Origin of the sequence: Tenacibaculum sp. FZY0031 (assembly GCF_036350695.1) — a bacterium.
In the GTDB taxonomy this organism is placed as follows: domain Bacteria; phylum Bacteroidota; class Bacteroidia; order Flavobacteriales; family Flavobacteriaceae; genus Polaribacter.
Genome location: NZ_JAZDVY010000006.1, coordinates 13,224 through 31,848, shown reverse-complemented (window position 1 = coordinate 31,848; position 18,625 = coordinate 13,224). Strand labels below are relative to the sequence as shown.

Here is an 18,625-nt window from a genome sequence, read left to right as displayed (position 1 = left end):
TTGTGAAGCTAAATGTAACAAAATTTAAGACATGCAATACCAAGGAGTTTTAAAAAAAATGCCTACCGAAAATTTACATACAGTTCAATACTACTTAGATATGGGGGCTGATTTTTTGAATATGAATCAGTTATTAAATAAAGAATTGAAGTTGAGTTTTGTTACTTACGAGTGTTTAAATTGCCATTTAGAAAAAAAAATATACCGCCAAGGGTTTTGTAAAAAATGCTTTTTTGAGACTCCAACTGCAGGAGATTGGATTATGCGCCCTGAGTTGAGTAAAGCACATTTAGGAGAAGAAGATAGGGATTTGGAGTATGAGAAAAAGGTACAGTTACAACCGCATATTGTGTATTTAGCAAATTCAAGTAATGTAAAAGTGGGAGTGACAAGAAAACAGCAAGTTCCCACTCGTTGGATAGATCAAGGCGCACATGAAGCGATTGAAATAGTGGAGGTACCGAATCGTTATTTGGCAGGAATTACAGAGGTGGCTTTAAAAGAACATGTAGCTGATAAAACGAACTGGAGAACCATGCTGAAAAATGATATTAAGGATGAAAACTTGGTTGAATGGCGTGAGCGATTACAAGAGTTTATTCCTGATGAAGCGAAAGAATATTACATAGCTAATAACACTGAAACGAATATTCAATTTCCAGTTGAAAAATTTCCCCTAAAGCCTAAAAGCTTAAATTTAGAGAAAGAAGAAACCTATACAGGTAAATTGGTAGGAATTAAAGGACAGTACTTAATTTTTGAGGACGAAACAGTGTTTAATGTTCGTTCTAATGAAGGGTTGGTCGTTAAAATTGAACTTTTATAACAGTTCAATTTCTTTCTGAATATTTTTTCGTGCTGTATCTTCGAATTTTTGAAAAAAGTATTCTGTTTTGAATATTTTTTTCATCGTTAAAAAATGTTGAAGAGCTTTTTTACGCCCTGAGTTATAAACCAAACTAGGATAAACGGCATATTCTTTTCGAACATTTGTATAATACTGAGTATATATTTTCCAGTCTTGACCTAAGATTGATAAATCAGCGTCAGTAAAATAATTGGTGTCTGAATCTTCAGCCACATTATGAGATTTAGTGGCTAAAATTTGAGTGCAGCAACTCTCTATCATTTCTTTAGGCACTGAAAGTTGTTTCATTCTTTTAATAGCTAATTCAGCGCTTTTTTCTTCGTTGTTACTTTTTAAAGAGTTGTAGATGATATCATGATAAAACAGTGTGAATAAAATTGTGTTCCAATGACTTATTTTGGTTTTTATAGGAGCTAATTGAAAAAGTAAATTTTCAAGATGTTCTAATGTGTGATAATGTCTTTTTTTACGAGTATAATGCTCTTCTATTTCTTGCCATAATAAGATATTGAAACTGTTGTCGTTTGAATAGTTGGCTAGCAGGTTTAAAAAAGTATTTTTTAGCATAAACAAAAAAGGAGTAAAAAGAAAAAAGGGTTCATTCGAACCCTTTTTTTAATGTTTAACAGCCACATGATTATCATTCATTTTCAATTCACTAAGAACGTTTAAGGCTTCATTTACATAAATGTCTTTTCGAAGGTTTTGATGCCACGCAACTCGTTTTTCTTCTAAAACAGTATCCTTTTTAAACAAGTTTAACTCATATTTAGGAGATACAAAAGTTAGATGAGAATCAAACTTAAAAATGTCTTTAAACTGTTCTCCTTCTTTCGTTTTAGCCTTGCTTTCTTCTTTAAAGGCTTCATAGTTTAAAGAATACACTCTTTCATCTTGGTTTTTCTTTAGCCATTTAGCGTAATCATTTATTTTATTAAACTTTTCGTTATTCATTACACGTTGTTTACTGTTGTATACTACATCAGCAAAGTTACTGTATGAATTCGTAGCAGTATATTTTGCTTGTTGTACCTTATCCCAAGGCAAAGCACCGTCTAAATCACGCTCTCCAAAATCCATATAGCTATATCGGGTAGGTAAAGAAATATCAGAATAAACTCCTTCAATTTGAGTAGACCCACCATTAATTCTATAGAATTTTTGAATGGTCATTTTTAAAGCGCCCAGATCGTTTGGGTATTGTTCATAAAAACGGTTTATAGGTAATACATTTTGTACAGTTCCCTTACCGTAAGTTTGTTTACCACCAATAATAACCCCACGCTTATAGTCTTGCATTGCTGCAGCAAAAATTTCAGAAGCAGAAGCAGAAAATTCATTTACCATTACCACCAAAGGTCCTTCCCATTGAATTTTTGGATCAGTATCAACCTTTACTAAAGGATCTTCACCACGGTATTTAACTTGAACTATTGGTCCTTTATTAATAAATAAACCACCAATTTCAATAGCTGTTTTTAATGATCCACCACCGTTATCACGTAAATCAACAATTAAACCTTGAACATTTTCTTCTTTTAAACGTTCAATTTCTTTTTCCATGTCTTTTGCTGCATCTCTGCGGCTTAAATCGTTAAAATCTATATAAAATCTTGGAAGATTGATAATCCCGTATTTTTTACCATTTTTATCAACTATACTCGACTTTACAAAAGTTTCTTCAAGTTCAACAACGTCTCTAATAATAGGAATTACTTTAATAGAACCGTCAATTTTTTTCTTTACAGTTAAACGAACTTCAGTTCCCTTTTTCCCTTTGATAAATTTTATGGCATCATCTAAACGCATACCAACAATATCTAAAGGCTCTTCATCACCTTGTGCAACCTTTAAAATAATATCGTCAGCTTCTAACTCTCCTTGTTTCCATGCTGGACCTCCAGAAATTAATTCAACAATATGGGTGTAAATTCCTTTTTTCTGTAAACGAGCTCCAATTCCTTCTAGCTTACCAGACATCTCTTGATCGAAACGTGTTTTAATTCGAGGAGACATATAGGTTGTATGTGGATCAAAACCACTTACGACACTATTTAAAAATGTAGAATACCAATCAGAATTTTCAAGTTCACCAATACGCATGTATAAATCATCCATGTTTTTTAGGACTTTCTTTCTCGCTTCAAACTCTAACTCTTTAAAGCTTTTCTTTTTAAAAGTTTTGTCTTTTTTAGCTTTTTCGTTTTGTTGGTTTTCAGCGTCTTCAATGTTACTTAAAATAGATAGCTTTAATTGTTTTCGCCAATAGTCGATTAATTCAGTTTCGTTTTGAGCATACGGAATTTTGTCGTAATCAATATCAATAGTTTCTTTCTTTTTATAATTGAAAGGTTGTTTTAATAAAGAACGGTAGGTCTTTTTACCCGATTCCATTTTTTCGAGAAAACGTTGATATACTAACTTATAGAAGTCAATATTAGACTCTCTTAATTGATTGTCTATTTGATATTTATATTGAGAAAATTCTTTTAAGTCTTCTTGCGTAAAATAACGTTTACTAGGATCGAGCCCGTCTATAAATGTAGTATATACATGTTCTGAAAAATCGTCATTTAATTTTTTTTGAACGTAATGATACCTACTTAAAATATTTTTTAAAATATAAACAATTACACGGTCTTTTTCAGGGTCGTTGTTAGGAAGTGTATTCGAACTAACAGAGTTAGAAAATAAAAGAGTAATTGCTAAAAATGGAATGATAAATTTCGTCTTCATAAAACCTTCTGTCTTTTTAATTTGTGTTGAGTCGTTGTGTTGCTAAGCTACTAAAATAATGCCAATTTTTTAGTTTTATTGCTTTTTATAAATACCTCTAAAAACTTCTTTGGTTTTTTTGAAGTTTTCGTCAAGAAGATTCCATACTTGCGTTACAGAATGATCTTTGTTTTTTGTCCAAGTAATTTGATTGTAATAATTGCCTTTATCGTTTTCTATAAGATCACTTTTTAACATCATAGAATTATCTTTAAAACGACCTTTTAAAACTAATGAAAAACCAGTGTTATCAATCCAAACTTGATTCCAAGTATCGTCTTTTTTATTGTAATAATTGTAACTAGTTCCTTTACTTTTAGATGTTTTTGAGTCCCAGTTTTCTTGAATAGCACAAGCATTTGGCATTTTTATAACATTGTTATGACCAATTAATTTTCCTTTAGTGTTATAAACATTCCAATTTCCGACCCAAAAATCAAATTGAGTGTAGCTTATTTCATTACATGGTATTGTGGGGATGTTTTGTGCAGAAATGATTGAAAAAAAAGAAGAAATAATAAAAATAGTTACATAAACAATAATCCGTACCATAATGTTTGGGTTTGATTACCACAATTTTACATATAAAATTAACCAATCTGTCTTTACAAAATGTTAAAAATAGAATCCATTTTTTATGTTACATTTGTTGTAAAACTTACTTACTATGCAAGATAGACCTTTGATTTTAGTTACAAATGATGATGGAATCACCGCTCCTGGTATTCGTATGTTAATTGAGATTATGAATAAAATAGGGGATGTAGTAGTGGTGGCTCCTGATAGTCCACAAAGTGGTATGGGACATGCCATTACAGTTAATAATGTGTTGCACTGTAATCCTATTACCATTGATGAAGGTCCGCAGATAGAGTATAGTTGTTCAGGGACACCAGCAGATTGTGTTAAAATGGCAAAGAACGAGATTTTAAATCGTACGCCCGATTTGTGTGTTTCAGGAATTAACCATGGAGCAAACTCATCAATTAATGTAATATACTCAGGAACCATGAGTGCAGCTGTTGAGGCTGGTATTGAAGGAATTCCAGCAATAGGGTTTTCTTTGCTAGATTTTGATTGGCATGCCGACTTTAGAGCAGCGCGTAAGTTTATTGAAAAAATAGCGTTAAATGTTTTGTTAAACGGATTACCTGATGGAGTAATTTTAAATGTAAATATTCCCAAACTAAAAGAAGACGAAATTAAAGGAGTTCGTATTTGTAGACAGGCAAATGGTTATTGGAAAGAAACATTTGATAAACGTAAAAGTCCCTTTGGTAAAGAATATTATTGGCTTTCTGGAGAGTTCGTTAATAGAGATAAAGGACAAGATACAGATATTTGGGCATTAGAAAATGGTTTTATATCGGTAGTGCCTGTTCAATTTGATATGACTGCACATCACGCTATTCAAAAATTACATACATGGGACATATAAAAAGAGAAATAGTAATAGGAATTTTAGTATCGTTATTAGCAACCACTTGTGGCTTTTTTGTCTATTTACAGTATATCTCTGAGCTTAGTATTTCTAAAACTATTGCTACTGTAAGAGAGGGGGGAGTTTTAGGATCTGTAGTTGCTTTGGCTGCAATCCCCAACTTATTTGTTTTTTGGGTGTTTTTAAAGAAAAAGCAAGATTATAGAGCAAGAGGAGTATTAATAACTACCATTGCTGTAGCTTTATTAACTGCATATTTAAAGTTTTTCTAATTTTAATACATGAAATATTACATTCTTGTAGGTGAAGCTTCGGGCGATTTACACGGAGCCAATTTGATGAAGGCCTTGCTAAAGAAAGACCCGAAAGCAGATATTCGTTTTTGGGGAGGAGATTTAATGCAAGAAGTTGGCGGTACGCTTGTTAAGCACTATAAAGAGCGTGCTTTTATGGGCTTTGTTGAAGTATTGATGAATTTGCGTAAGATTTTAGGAATGATTTCTTTTTGTAAAAAAGACATTGCTCAATTCAATCCTGATGTAATTATTTTTATTGATAACTCAGGTTTTAATCTTCGTATTGCTAAATGGGCAAAAAAACAAGGCTTTAGAACAAACTATTATATTTCACCACAAGTTTGGGCAAGTAGAGCAGGAAGAGTAAAAGATATTAAACGAGATATCGATAAAATGTTTGTAATTCTTCCGTTTGAAAAAGAGTTTTATAAAAAATATGATTATGCTGTTCATTTTGTAGGACACCCTTTAATTGATGGGATAGCTGGAAGAGAACAAGTTTCTATAGAAAAATTTAGAAGAGAGCACAATTTAGGGTACAAAGAGCTCATAGCACTGCTACCAGGAAGTAGGAAACAAGAAATAACAAAAATGTTATCGGTGATGCTTTCGTTGGTAGATGATTTTCCAAAATATCAATTTGTAGTGGCAGGAGCGCCGAGTCAATCGTATGAGTTTTATAAAGAAATTATTGGAGATGCCAATGTAAAATTTATTAATAATAAGACGTATGATTTGTTGAGTATTTCACATGCTGCTTTGGTAGCATCAGGTACAGCAACACTAGAAGCAGCTTTGTTTAAAGTGCCTCAAGTAGTGTGTTATAAAGGAAGTAATATTTCTTATCAAATAGCCAAACGAATAATAACATTGAAGTATATATCGTTAGTAAATTTAATAATGGGTAGGGAAGTGGTAAAAGAGTTGATACAAAATGAGTTTACTAAAGAAAATTTACAGCACGAATTAACACGTATTTTAGAGCCAGAACACCGTCAGGAATTATTTTTGTCATATTTTGATTTGGAGCAAAAATTAGGAGGAAAAGGAGCTTCTGAAAAAACAGCAAAGTTGATTGTTGCTGGAGTAAAAAAATAAAAAAAAGCATGATGAAAAAAATCTTTTTTATATGTATAGTTTCGCTTTTAATGATTTCTTGTGGGTCATCAAAAAACATAAGTAATACATACAAAACAAGAAAAAATTCCATCACGAGAATAGAGAACAAAAGAGCCGTAAAAACTACCAAAAAAGCAGCAGGAGTAACCATCGCAGATAAAATTGTATGGACTGCGGTTACTTATAAAGGAGTTCCATATCGTTTTGGAGGGATGACAAAAAGAGGAATGGATTGCTCGGGATTAATTTTTACATCATTTAAGCAACGAAATATACCTATTGCAAGAACATCGCATCAAATGTATGTACAAGGTGAAAGTATTTCGTTACGAGAGGTTCAAAGAGGAGACTTGCTCTTTTTTAAAACCTCTAGAAAAAGAGGTAGAATAAACCATGTAGGATTAGTAACATCGGTAACGAATGGTGACATTCGATTTATTCACTCTACTACCTCACAAGGTGTAATTGTTACTTCATTGTATGAAAATTACTGGAAACGAGCTTTTATCAAGGCAAAGCGAGTGTTGTAATACTCGCCAAATATCCGGTTAACAAATTTTTGGTTAGGTTTTATCTGTTTTGAAACAGGTGTTTATAGGTTAGTAGAAATACAACTTTTTAATAAAGATAAAAATAATTTAATACTTTTGAGCAATACCTCTTAAAACCTACTTTAGAAAATGAAGACATTAGATGTTGTTATTATAGAAGATGAAGATTTAGCAGCATCTTCTTTGGAGAATTTATTACTTAAAAGTCCTTATTCAATTTCTGTAAAAAAAAGGTTAGAAAGTGTTGAAGATTCAATTCTGTGGCTTCAAGAAAATACATGTGATTTAATTCTAAGTGATATTCACCTCGGAGATGGATATAGTTTTGAAATTTTTGAACGTTTGAAAATTTCAATTCCGATTATTTTTACCACAGCTTTTGATGAATACGCAATTAAATCTTTTCAGTTTTTTGCAATAGATTATTTATTAAAACCCTACAGTGAAGAGTTGCTTAATAAAGCAATTGAAAAATATATAAATCTTAACGAAAATAAAAACTATACCGATAAGCTAGAGCAATTACTATTACAAATGAATAATAGAATACAGCATCAAAAAGAAAAAGAACGCTTTTTGGTGTCAAAAGGAAGCTTATCAATTTCTATAAAAAGAGAAGATGTTGCTTATTTTATGGCACAAGGTAAGTATTTGTTCTTATTTACCTTTGATAATGAAAGCTACCTCTATGACGGAACCATTTCCAGTTTAGAAGAAGAATTGTCTGAAAAATATTTTTTCAAGATTAATAGGAAATACATTATTCAGCATTCAGCAATTAAAAACATTTCTAAATATAGTAACAATCGCATAAAAATAGACTTACAATCTAGTTTACAAGTGGAGGAAATGTTATTGGTGAGTGCTCAAAGAATAAAAGACTTTAAAAACTGGTTAGATAATTAGTTTTTATGAAATTCCTGTTAAAAAAAAGAAAGCACCAGTACTACTTTGCCGTTAGTATCTCTTTAATCGTTTTATTTTTTATTGGTTATAGATTAATAACCAATAAAATTACATTAGAAGCCGAGAGGTTAGTGAGTGAAGTAGTGAGTCAAACTGTAAGAGAAAAGAAAAATATATTACAATTTGATTTTAATGAGTTTGATAAGTTTATTTCAGGAGCAGAAAAAATTTTAGAAAAAGGGGCAGATTTAGAGGAGTCTGAATTTAAAAATAGATTGTTATTTAATAGTGAACTTGCTTTTTCTGAAGAAGTAATTGATGTCAGTTTTATTTACTTTTTAAAAGAAAATAAAGTTACCTATGCATCCTTTTTAGGGGCTGAGGAGTTAGAAGCTAAAACACTTGAAAAAATAACAGTATTAAAAAATGAGAACGAAACCTTTAACACAGTACTAGAGTTAAATAGTATTACATACTATCAAAAAATTATTACGCACCAATTACCAGATGGTACAATGGTAATATATGGTTACAATGTTAACTTATTAAAATATTGGAACTATTTTTCACAAAAGTATAAAGGGTATGGAGGTTATGTTATCGTTACAGATAAGGAAGGTGTTTGTATACTTCATCCAGATACTAGTTATATAGGGAAATATGAAAAATCTTTTTTTAACAACGTTACGCCAAGTAAAATTATTAAGTCTTTTAAGGTCAGGGAAGCAAAAAATAACCAACAAATTAAATCAACTGTTACCTCAGAGTACTTAAACTTGGAGGTATTAAGGTATTATAATGTATTACAAGTAGGTAAGTCAGAGTTAGTTTTAATAACAAGTTTTCCTTTAAATATCTTAATTAAAGAGTCTGTAAATGATATAAAACAGTATTTGCTTTGGATGAGTTTATTAGCATTACTAACATTTATGTTAATTTTAGGATTCTCGCGTAGTCAGTTAAGAAGTCAGCATTTAAGAACACTTCAATACGAACAAGAAAGAAAACGATTGGCAATAAGTAATGAGCAATACCAACAAAAAAATGCACGATTACAGCTCAGTCAACTACGAAAAAAATTAAATCCCCACTTTTTATTTAACACATTAAATTCTTTACATGTTTTAATAGGGCTAGATAAAACAATGTCTCAGCAGTTTGTTCTAAAGCTTTCTGAAGTTTATAGGTATTTATTAAAAGATAGAGAAGCTAATTTTACTACAGTTAAAGAAGAATTGCATTTTTTAGAACAGTATTTCTTTTTGCAAAAAATTAGATTTAATAACAGTATAAACTTGAGTGTTACAGACAGGAGTGAAGGAAAAGCTTTGCTAAAGAAAATTCCATTTTTAGCATTAGAAACACTAATTGAAAATGCTATTAAGCATAATGAAATAACAAAAAAGAACCCTCTTTTTATTAATGTTTTAATAGAAAGGGATAAGATAGTGGTAAGTAATAATTACAACCCAAGAAAAAGTAAAAAAGAAAAAAGCCATGGTGTTGGTTTGAGTTATTTAAGTAATTTTTATGCATTTTATAATGTAACCTCATTTAAAACAGAAGTTTTTGATAAAGATTTTAAATGTTATCTTCCTTTATTGTCAAAATAATAAAATTCACTCCTTTAATAACACACTTCACTCTAGTTTAATTTTAAAAAAGCAACTTCAGCGCTACATTTGGTTTCTTCTTAATCACAACTAATTTATGAAGAGGTATTCTCAGATGAAGAACATTAATGTAAAAGTACTAATCTTGTTTTTTTTATTTTTTACTACAATAGCTGTAGCACAAAAAGAAGAAGAAAAAGATACTATTAAGAGTACAAGTAAGGTTTCTTATAAGAAACTACAAAAAGAGGGAAATAAAAAAAGAGGGGTATTTAATATTTATAGATTAGAAGAAGACATCTATTTTGAAATACCAGACTCATTATTATCAAAAGACTTTTTAATAGTTAACAAAGTTTCTCAAGTTCCATATGCGCTTAATGGACATGGATTGAACAAAGGAATGGCTTATGAAACGAAATTAATTAGATTTTATAAAGATACACTCTTAAAAAAGGTGTGGGTAAAAACAATTAATCCCAGAGTAACTTCACCAAAGAACAACGCTATAACTCTTTCAGTACACGAAAATTTTGGAGAATCTATTATAGAAGAATTTAAAATAGAATCTGAAAACGAAGACGCTACCTCGGTGCTTATCAAAGTAAATAGAGTTTTTAATGGGGAAGATAAAAGTTTTAATGATTTGTTATCGAATATTGGGTTAGGAGGGAGTATTAAAACAAAACTGTCTAAGATAGAAAAAGTGAAAACTTTTTCGAGAAACATTGTGGTAAAATCACTTTTAACAACTTCTGTAAAAGAAGGTAAAAGTGCAGCATTACCATTATCTATAGGGGTGACAACAAATATCGTTTTGTTACCAACAAATATAATGAAACCTCGTTTTGGAGATAAAAGAATAGGGTACTTTAGTAAACCCATGGATTATTATTCTGATAGACAACATGAGGTAGAACACCGTGATTTAATCACTCGTTGGAGATTAGAGCCTAAAGAAGAGGATATTGAAAAATATAAAAAAGGAGCTGTAGTAACTCCTAAAAAACAAATAGTGTATTATATAGATCCTGCAACTCCTAAAAAATGGATACCATATATAAAAAATGGAGTATACGACTGGAACAAAGCTTTTGAACAAGCAGGATTTAAAGATGCTGTGGTTGTTAAAGAAGTAACCAAAGAAGACAAAGATTTCGATATTGATGACGTTCGTTACTCTGTAATTACCTATGTGGCTTCAGAAAGACAAAATGCAATGGGCCCTTCAATTGTTGATCCACGAAGTGGTGAGATTTTGGAATCGGATATCATTTGGTGGCATAACCTAATGAAAGGACTACATCAATGGATTCGTGTGCAAACAGGTCCTATAAACCCTGAGGCAAGAGCAAATGTTTTTTCAGATGAGATTATGGGGGAATCTATTAGATTTGTATCCTCTCATGAAGTTGGGCATACTTTTGGGTTAAAGCATAATATGGGAGCATCATTTAGTTATCCTGTAGATTCTTTGAGATCAGCGAGTTTTACCAAAAAAATGGGAGGAACAGCACCTTCTATAATGGATTATGCTCGGTATAATTATGTTGCACAACCTGAAGATAAGATAACAGAAGTTAGTCCTAAAATAGGAGTGTATGATAAGTATGCAATTAACTGGGGGTATCGTTGGTTAGAGGTAAAAACACCTCATGAAGAGTTGCCAATATTAAATCAATGGATAAGAAAACACGAAAATGATTCATTGTATTTTTACGGGCCACAGCAAAGTAAAGTTATCGATCCAAGATCACAAAGTGAAGACCTAGGGAATAATGCAGTTAAAGCAAGTGAGTATGGATTAAAAAACTTAAAAAGAATAGTGCCAAATATTATTAGTTGGACAGAAGAAGAAGGGGAAGATTACTATAAAGCAGCAAAACTTTACAAAGCTGTAATAGACCAATGGCAGTTATACAGTGGACATGTAATGGCTAATATTGGTGGGATGTATATTAACAACACCATTTATGGCGATGGTAAAAACACATTTGTCTCAGTACCAGCTAAAATCCAAAAAGAGGCCTTAGAATACATCATAAATGAGGCGATATTACCACAAGAATGGTTGTTTACTCCAAATGTAATACATAAGGTATTTCCAGTAAGAGATGCACCAGATGGAGAACGTTTTTATTCTCCAATATCGATGCATCGTGCATATCAAACAAATATGATTTATCGCTTGGTTGAAACAGATAGATTAATGCGTATTACAGAAAACAAGGTGCTAGCTTCTAACACAGAAGAAATTTTTACAGAAGAATATTTATTTGATCAACTTTACAAGGCCATTTTTAAAAAAACAATCAAAAATGAACCGCTAGACATGTTAGATCGCATGACTCAAAAAAATTATGTAGATGTACTAACTGTAGATAGAAACACCTTATTAAAAAAGACGAAACAAGCAGCATTAACCCATACAGAAAAGAGCTTTAAAAATGTACACTTTTCTTATATACCAAGAGTGTCTGATGTTGGTTCCAATAAAAGAGCAGAATTAGAAAGAATCTTAAAGTTATTAAAAAAGAAAAGAAAGAAAGGAAACAAGACGACTAAAAATCATTACAACGATTTAATAGCCAGAATTGAGTATAATTTGAATAATTAGGATGATGAATAAAAAAATAATTTACTTACTGCTTCTTATACCTTTTTCAGTTTTTGCGCAGAACACAAAAACAATAAGTGGAACAGTTATCGACGAAGCTAGAAATGAAACTTTACCAGGAGTTAGTATTTATGCTTCAACAAAAATGATTGGAAATAAAACCAATATTGATGGCGTTATTCAAGCTTCAATGATTGGAACAACTACTGATTTTGATGGAAATTTTTCATTCAAAGCACCAGCGGAAACAAAATATATTATAATCTCATATATAGGCTTTGAAACAGAGAAAGTAAACGTAGAAAATAGAAGCACTAACATGATTATAACCTTAAAAGAGAAAGAAGAACTTTTAGGAGAGGTTATTGTTATGGGATATCAAAAAATTGAGAAAAGAAAAATCACTTCGTCATTTGCTAAAATTAAAACAGACGATGTTAAGCGTGCTGGTACAGCTAATATAGACCAGATGCTTTCTGGGGAAATTTCAGGAGTACTTGTACAACCCACTAATGGAGCGCCAGGAGCTCCCGCTAAAATTCAAATTAGAGGAACGTCGACTTTAAACGGCTCTTCTGACCCTTTGTGGATTTTAGATGGAATCCCTTTACAAGGAAATGATATTCCAAAAGATTTTAGAGATAAAGATAATATCGATAATTTAAAATCTTTTCCTATTGCAGGGATTAACCCAGAAGATATAGAAGAAATAACAGTGTTAAAAGACGCTTCGGCAACTTCTATATATGGGGCAAGAGCAGCAAATGGAGTAATTGTAATTACAACCAAAAAAGGTAAAGAAGGAGCTATGAGAGTTAACTTTAACGCCAGTACTTTCTTAACTTTACGTCCTAATTTTGATAAGTTAAACTTAATGAATGCTAGCGAAAAAGTAGACTTTGAACTAGGTTTAGCCCGTAGATCAGATTTAACGTATCAAAAGGAAAGAGGAGAAGTAGCTCGCATTTTACAAGCTTATGGAGCTTATGATAACTTCCAAAACAATGGTTTTTCAAACATTAGCCCCTTAGCACAAAATGCAATTAATAGTTTAAGAAACCAACAAACCAATTGGGGGAATGAGTTGTACCAAGCAGCAATAAACCAACAATATGGACTAACACTTTCTGGAGGAAGTGAAAAATCGAGGTATTATTTCTCTTTAGGATATTTTGATGAAGAGGGAACAACCAAAGGTACTGGTTTAAATAGATACAACCTTACGTTTAAAAACGATTACGACGTAAATGATAAGTTAAATGTAGGAGTATCTGTTTTTGCAAGTAGAAATAAAAGTACATCTTATATTACTGGAGCAGACGCTTATACAAACCCTGCATATTACTCAAGAAGGGTAAACCCTTATTTTATGCCTTTCAATGCAGATGGTACATATAATTATGATCCTGATTTAGTCGAAAGATCCGATTTAAATCTACGTTACAACCCGTTAGAAGAAAGACAAAATACAAATCAAGAACTCACATCATATTCTATTAAGCCTATCATTGATCTTACTTATAAATTTGACAATAGTTTAAAATTATATACTCAATTAGGAATGCAGTTTGATTTTGATCAAACAGAAAAATTTGCTGATCAAAACAGTTACTATACAAGAAAATATAGGTTTGGATCTAGATATCAAGATGTAAGTGGAAATGATGCGTATTTTTTACCTGAAGGAGGAATAATTCAAAATTGGAATAGTGATGCTTTCCAATATAACTGGAAAACAACGCTAAATTACAACACATCAATAAACAATATACATGAAGTAGATGTTATGTTAGGTACTGAATTTAGAGAAGATAAGCGTACAGAAATTCATACAAAGGGCTTTGGATTTAATAGTAATACTTTAAGAACCATACCAATAACAGATGAAAGGGCCTTAGGAAATGAGTTGTTTAATCCATATAGAAAAACAAAGAACGAAAATGCGTATGCTTCTTTCTTCGGAACTGCTTCGTATACCTATGATAGAAAATATACAATCTTTGGAAGCTTACGATACGATGGGTCTAACTTATTTGGTGTAAATCCAAAATTTAGATACTTGCCATTATGGTCAGTTGCTGGTTCATGGGATGTAACAAAAGAGAACTTTTTTGATGTAACAGCAATTAATGAGTTTAAAATAAGAGGATCATATGGAGTGCAAGGAAATATAGATAAATCAACATCACCTTTTGTAGTCGGAACCTATGAAGATGTAACAGTGTTACCAGGAAATTCTGAGCAAGGAATTAATGTTATATCTGCTCCTAATAAAGACTTACGTTGGGAAAAAACAATTTCATCAAATGTTGGGTTTGACCTAGGTTTATTTAAAAATAACATCTATATCTCGGCAGATTATTATTACCGTAAAAGTTCAGACCTAATAGGTTTACAAGCTATTCCGTTAGAATCAGGTTTTAATTTTATCAACACCAATTGGGCTACGTTAAGTAATAAAGGGGTAGAGTTGGCTATTCATACTAAAAATATAGTTAAAGACGATTTTAGCTGGAGCACTAGTTTTAATATTTCACATAATAAAAACGAGGTAGAAAAAATTCAAATTAGAGATAACGACTTTAAACCTTCTCTACAAGGTTACGGTGTAAATGCAATTTTTGCTATTAAAACAGCGGGGCTTGATAGCAATGGATTACCCTTGTTTTGGAAAGATGGAAAGCAAGTAACGGCTGTCGATTTTTATAATCTTTCAGAAGGGGTAGACGGAAGTCAACTAACGAGAGAAGAACACAGAAATTTATATACCTATGTAGGTAATGGAGACCCAGAATTTAGCGGAGGATTTATCAATAAGTTACAGTATAAAGAATTTAGTATAAGTATTGCAACAAACTTTAATTTAAATCAAACAGTAAAAAGAACGCCTTCGTATCATCCAACACAAGTAAGTCCAACATATAATTATAATAAGGAAATTTTAAAAGCAGGTACAGGAAATTATCCAGCGTTGATAGGAAGTACAACCCCTGGTTTTGAAACCGATTTAGTGTATAATTGGTATCATAATTACGATACAGGGAATACGTTCAGAGATATAGATATTTGGGTAGATAAAATTTCATACATAAGAGTTAATAGCATAAAGTTTGGATACAATGTACCTGCCAAGTATTTGGAAAGTATGCATGTTTCGAGATTAAGTTTTAACCTAGAAGGAAGAAACCTATTTGTTTTCGGAACGGATTATGATGGATATTTTGATCCTGAAACTTTTGGGAGTCCATATTCACAACCAATACCAAAGATTATCTCTTTTGGATTTAACCTTTCTTTTTAAAAAAAATATAGAAATGAAAACACACATATATATATTATTTATAGCTGTCGTAAGCATGGTTTCATGCGATGATTACTTAGATGTAGAACCAATAGGACAGGTAATACCTAAATCTGTTGAAGATTATAGAAACTTTTTAACAACAGCCTATGCAACAGAAAAAAATAACTATTTACTAACTACTTATAGAGCTGATGAGTTACAGTTGAGTAAAAGTTCTGTAGGGATTGAACAGTATGAAGATATGTATTTATGGAATGATACTAGTGCATCACCCTTAACGACTTCTTTTTCATATGCCAGTTTTTATAAAATAATTTTTCACACCAATCATATTATTGATAATCAAACAGAAATAATAGGTGACGTAACAAAGATTAATCAATTGGTTGGAGAAGCATATGCATTGAGAGCCTTACAATATTTTCAATTAGTTAATTTGTATGCAAAAGCATATAATGCCACTACAGCTAGTAGTGATAATGGAGTGCCTATTGTTACAGAATATAATTTAGATCAAAAATATGATATTCAATCGCTAGAACAAGTGTATGTGCAAGTTTTAGAAGATCTTGTTAGGGCAGAAGCACTTTTAACCATTGAGCGACAAGAAACAGGGTTCAATTACAGGTTTTCAAAAGCTGCATTAAAAAGTTTAAAAGCCAGAGTATACCTATATAAAAAACAATGGCAAAAAGCTATTGATGCAAGTAAAGAAGCATTGGCTATACAGCATACATTACAAGATTTAAATACAAATAGTGCTATTATGCCTTCAGAGTTTACTTCAGTAGAATCAATCTTAGCATTAGACGTGGTATCTTCATTTGATATTGCAAGTAATGCCGCTATCTCAGACGATTTACTCAATAAATACGATAGAACAAATGACTTACGATTCCAGATGTACTTTAAGAAAGATGGAACGGTATATAGAGCTACCAAAACAGCTAATATAAAATACAAATCAACCCTTAGAGTAGCAGAGTTATATTTGATTTTAGCTGAAGCCTACACACAACAGAATCAATTAAGTTTAGCAAGAACTCAATTATTAGAGTTTGCTAAAAACAGGTATACACCAGCTAAAATAACAGATTATACTACATATATCAACGCTTTAAATAAACAAGAGTTGTATGAAGAAATATTAGAGGAACGTGCACGTGAATTTGCTATTGAAGGTCAACGTTGGAATGATTTAAAAAGAACGATACAACCAGAAATTGTAAAATGGTATGAAGGAAAAAACTACACATTACAGCAAAATGATAGTAGATACGTAGTTCCATTTCCTAATGATGCTAAAATAAATAATCCAAACTTTTAATATACACATCCGGTAAGTGTCAAACGGAATAAAATAAATTGATGCTCAATTACTAATATTTAAATATTTACATTATGAAAAAAGTTTTCCCTTTTTTGTCTTTAATTATAGCACTTGTAGTTGTAAGTTGCTCTAGTGATGATAGCGATAAAGTAGTACAATCATCATTAAATAGTATTACAAGTTTTAAAATAAATTTTGAAGGAGTTAATGAAGAGGATGTTATATATGATTTAGGAAACAATATAACGATTAGTGTTCCTTTCAACACAAATATTTCAGGAGTAATTCCTAACATCACGATATCAGACAAAGCAACTATTTCACCAGCTTCTGGAGAAGCAGTAAACTTTGTAGACGGAGAAGCAATGCCTTTTACAGTTACAGCAGAAAATGGTGATGAAAAAGTATACAATGTAACCATTAACATTCGTGGAGAAGTAGGTAGCGGTTCTCAAATAAAAGTATATCATTTTAAAGATGATTATAGTGAGAGTATTACTACATATACCTACGATGACAATTCTAATTTTATCAGCTCGTATACTATAGAAGAAGGAGGAGCTACTACAACTTATACTGTTGTTTATAATGATAAAAATCAAGTAATAGAAGTAAAGTCAGATACAAAAAGCACTCTATATACGTATAACGACAAAGGCTTAATTGTAAGTGCAGTTGAGAAGGAAGACGGTATAGAAGCTTATACTTATACCTATATGTATGATGCTGAAAATAAATTAGAGAAAAAAGAGAGAGTAAATAAAGAAAACGATAAAATAACTAACACAAGTTATACATACAATGAAGAAGGGAATGTAAAAACAGAGACAATAGGTACTCAAACATTAGAAAACACCTATGATGACAAGAACAATCCTTTTAAAGGAGTTTATCCTACAGCTTTTGCTAAAATTAATGTAGGAACAGGATTAGATGGAGTAAATATAAATAATCCAGCACAAGGTAGTTTTTCTAGCGATACTCCAGTAACTTATACCTATAATACAGATGGATATCCATTAACAGCTTCGTATGTTGTATTCGGTTTTCTTAATACTAGTATTACATATACGTATTTTGATTAATTAATGTTTCCCCTAGTAAGCACTCTTAAAATTTAATTTTAAGGGTGTTTTTTTATACCAAAAATCATGAAAAATATCATAACAATAATCATCACTTTTATAGTAATAAGCTGTAACACAGTCGAAACTAAGAAAGAAGAAGTTGTAGAGAGTTTAACAAAAGAAGAAAAATTAAAGGAACTATATTTAAAAACAGTAAAGCCGTTATTTAAAGAGTTTACAGAAGTAGATATTCCTAATGAGTTTAGAATAGATAAAAACGATCTCTCAGTGAATGCAGGAGCAGCAACGAATTATGTTGAGGTAAGTCAGGGGTTAATAGAGTATGATAAAAATTATATACAAGTTTTTGTATTGACTCATGAGCTGGGGCATCTTGTAACACTTAAACAAGCAGAGCAATTTCATTTAGGAACCGAAATTCCCAATGGAGCTAAAACAAATGCGTATAAGAAAGCAGAATACCTTGCAGATATCATAGCAATGTATTTATTCACTACACAAGAAGTAGCGTTAGGTAATGAGTTGATAGCTAATATAGAAGTTTTACAAAGCCTCCTAGGACCAGAAATTTTTACGCATCCAAGTGCAGCTGATAGGGTAGCGTTAATAAATGAGTATGTAGAAAAAAGTGCCAAAGAGAATGCAAAAACTGCTTTTCAAGAAATGTTTAGAAGAATTTGGAAGATGGAATAAGAGAACAAAAAAACACCTCGTAGA

The 18,625-nt window shown here is 31.3% G+C and carries 15 protein-coding genes; 12 read left to right on the top strand and 3 right to left on the bottom strand.

Annotated elements, in window-relative coordinates; translation table 11 throughout:
• Nucleotides 1–31 precede the first annotated feature (31 nt).
• Nucleotides 32–826: a DUF2797 domain-containing protein gene (locus V1T75_RS09685; protein ID WP_330488346.1), complete on the top strand. Its 795-nt coding sequence runs from the start codon at nt 32–34 to the stop codon at nt 824–826.
• Here the strand turns inward: V1T75_RS09685 and V1T75_RS09680 are convergent.
• From V1T75_RS09680 to V1T75_RS09670, 3 genes are all read right to left on the bottom strand, one after another.
• On the bottom strand, nt 821–1,435 hold the full coding sequence (locus V1T75_RS09680; protein WP_330488345.1) for an HD domain-containing protein: 615 nt from the start codon (nt 1,433–1,435) through the stop codon (nt 821–823). The genes V1T75_RS09685 and V1T75_RS09680 overlap by 6 nt on opposite strands.
• A 48-nt stretch (nt 1,436–1,483) precedes the next feature.
• Nucleotides 1,484–3,604, bottom strand: a complete 2,121-nt coding sequence (locus tag V1T75_RS09675) for a carboxy terminal-processing peptidase (protein ID WP_330488344.1) — start codon at nt 3,602–3,604, stop codon at nt 1,484–1,486.
• 75 nt (nt 3,605–3,679) lie between these two features.
• Nucleotides 3,680–4,195 (bottom strand): hypothetical protein, encoded by a 516-nt coding sequence (locus V1T75_RS09670; RefSeq protein ID WP_330488343.1) that lies wholly within the window; start codon nt 4,193–4,195, stop codon nt 3,680–3,682.
• A gap of 115 nt (nt 4,196–4,310) precedes the next feature.
• Here V1T75_RS09670 and surE point away from each other — a divergent pair, with 115 nt between their 5' ends.
• The 11 genes from surE (at nt 4,311) to V1T75_RS09615 (ending at nt 18,601) form a co-directional block, all read left to right on the top strand.
• Nucleotides 4,311–5,081, top strand: a complete 771-nt coding sequence (gene surE, locus V1T75_RS09665) for a 5'/3'-nucleotidase SurE (protein WP_330488342.1) — start codon at nt 4,311–4,313, stop codon at nt 5,079–5,081.
• Nucleotides 5,069–5,356 (top strand): hypothetical protein, encoded by a 288-nt coding sequence (locus tag V1T75_RS09660; protein ID WP_330488341.1) that lies wholly within the window; start codon nt 5,069–5,071, stop codon nt 5,354–5,356. Before surE ends, V1T75_RS09660 begins: the two co-directional genes overlap by 13 nt.
• Before the next feature lie 9 nt (nt 5,357–5,365).
• A complete protein-coding gene (lpxB, locus tag V1T75_RS09655) occupies nt 5,366–6,478 on the top strand; it encodes a lipid-A-disaccharide synthase (protein WP_330488340.1) in 1,113 nt (370 codons plus the stop codon).
• Between the two features lie 11 nt (nt 6,479–6,489).
• Nucleotides 6,490–7,029: a C40 family peptidase gene (locus tag V1T75_RS09650; RefSeq protein WP_330488339.1), complete on the top strand. Its 540-nt coding sequence runs from the start codon at nt 6,490–6,492 to the stop codon at nt 7,027–7,029.
• A 150-nt stretch (nt 7,030–7,179) separates the two neighbouring features.
• Entirely contained in the window at nt 7,180–7,956 is a 777-nt protein-coding gene (locus V1T75_RS09645) for a LytR/AlgR family response regulator transcription factor (RefSeq protein WP_330488338.1), read from the top strand.
• 5 nt (nt 7,957–7,961) lie between these two features.
• A complete protein-coding gene (locus V1T75_RS09640; protein WP_330488337.1) occupies nt 7,962–9,569 on the top strand; it encodes a histidine kinase in 1,608 nt (535 codons plus the stop codon).
• A 115-nt stretch (nt 9,570–9,684) separates the two neighbouring features.
• Nucleotides 9,685–12,186, top strand: a complete 2,502-nt coding sequence (locus V1T75_RS09635; protein WP_330488336.1) for a zinc-dependent metalloprotease — start codon at nt 9,685–9,687, stop codon at nt 12,184–12,186.
• 4 nt (nt 12,187–12,190) lie between these two features.
• Nucleotides 12,191–15,487, top strand: a complete 3,297-nt coding sequence (locus V1T75_RS09630; protein ID WP_330488335.1) for a SusC/RagA family TonB-linked outer membrane protein — start codon at nt 12,191–12,193, stop codon at nt 15,485–15,487.
• A 13-nt stretch (nt 15,488–15,500) separates the two neighbouring features.
• Complete coding sequence (locus V1T75_RS09625; RefSeq protein WP_330488334.1) at nt 15,501–16,817, top strand: RagB/SusD family nutrient uptake outer membrane protein; 1,317 nt, start codon at nt 15,501–15,503, stop codon at nt 16,815–16,817.
• Nucleotides 16,818–16,891: 74 nt separating this feature from the next.
• Entirely contained in the window at nt 16,892–17,905 is a 1,014-nt protein-coding gene (locus V1T75_RS09620) for a hypothetical protein (protein WP_330488333.1), read from the top strand.
• Between the two features lie 66 nt (nt 17,906–17,971).
• On the top strand, nt 17,972–18,601 hold the full coding sequence (locus tag V1T75_RS09615; protein WP_330488332.1) for a hypothetical protein: 630 nt from the start codon (nt 17,972–17,974) through the stop codon (nt 18,599–18,601).
• The last annotated feature ends 24 nt before the right edge of the window (nt 18,602–18,625 follow it).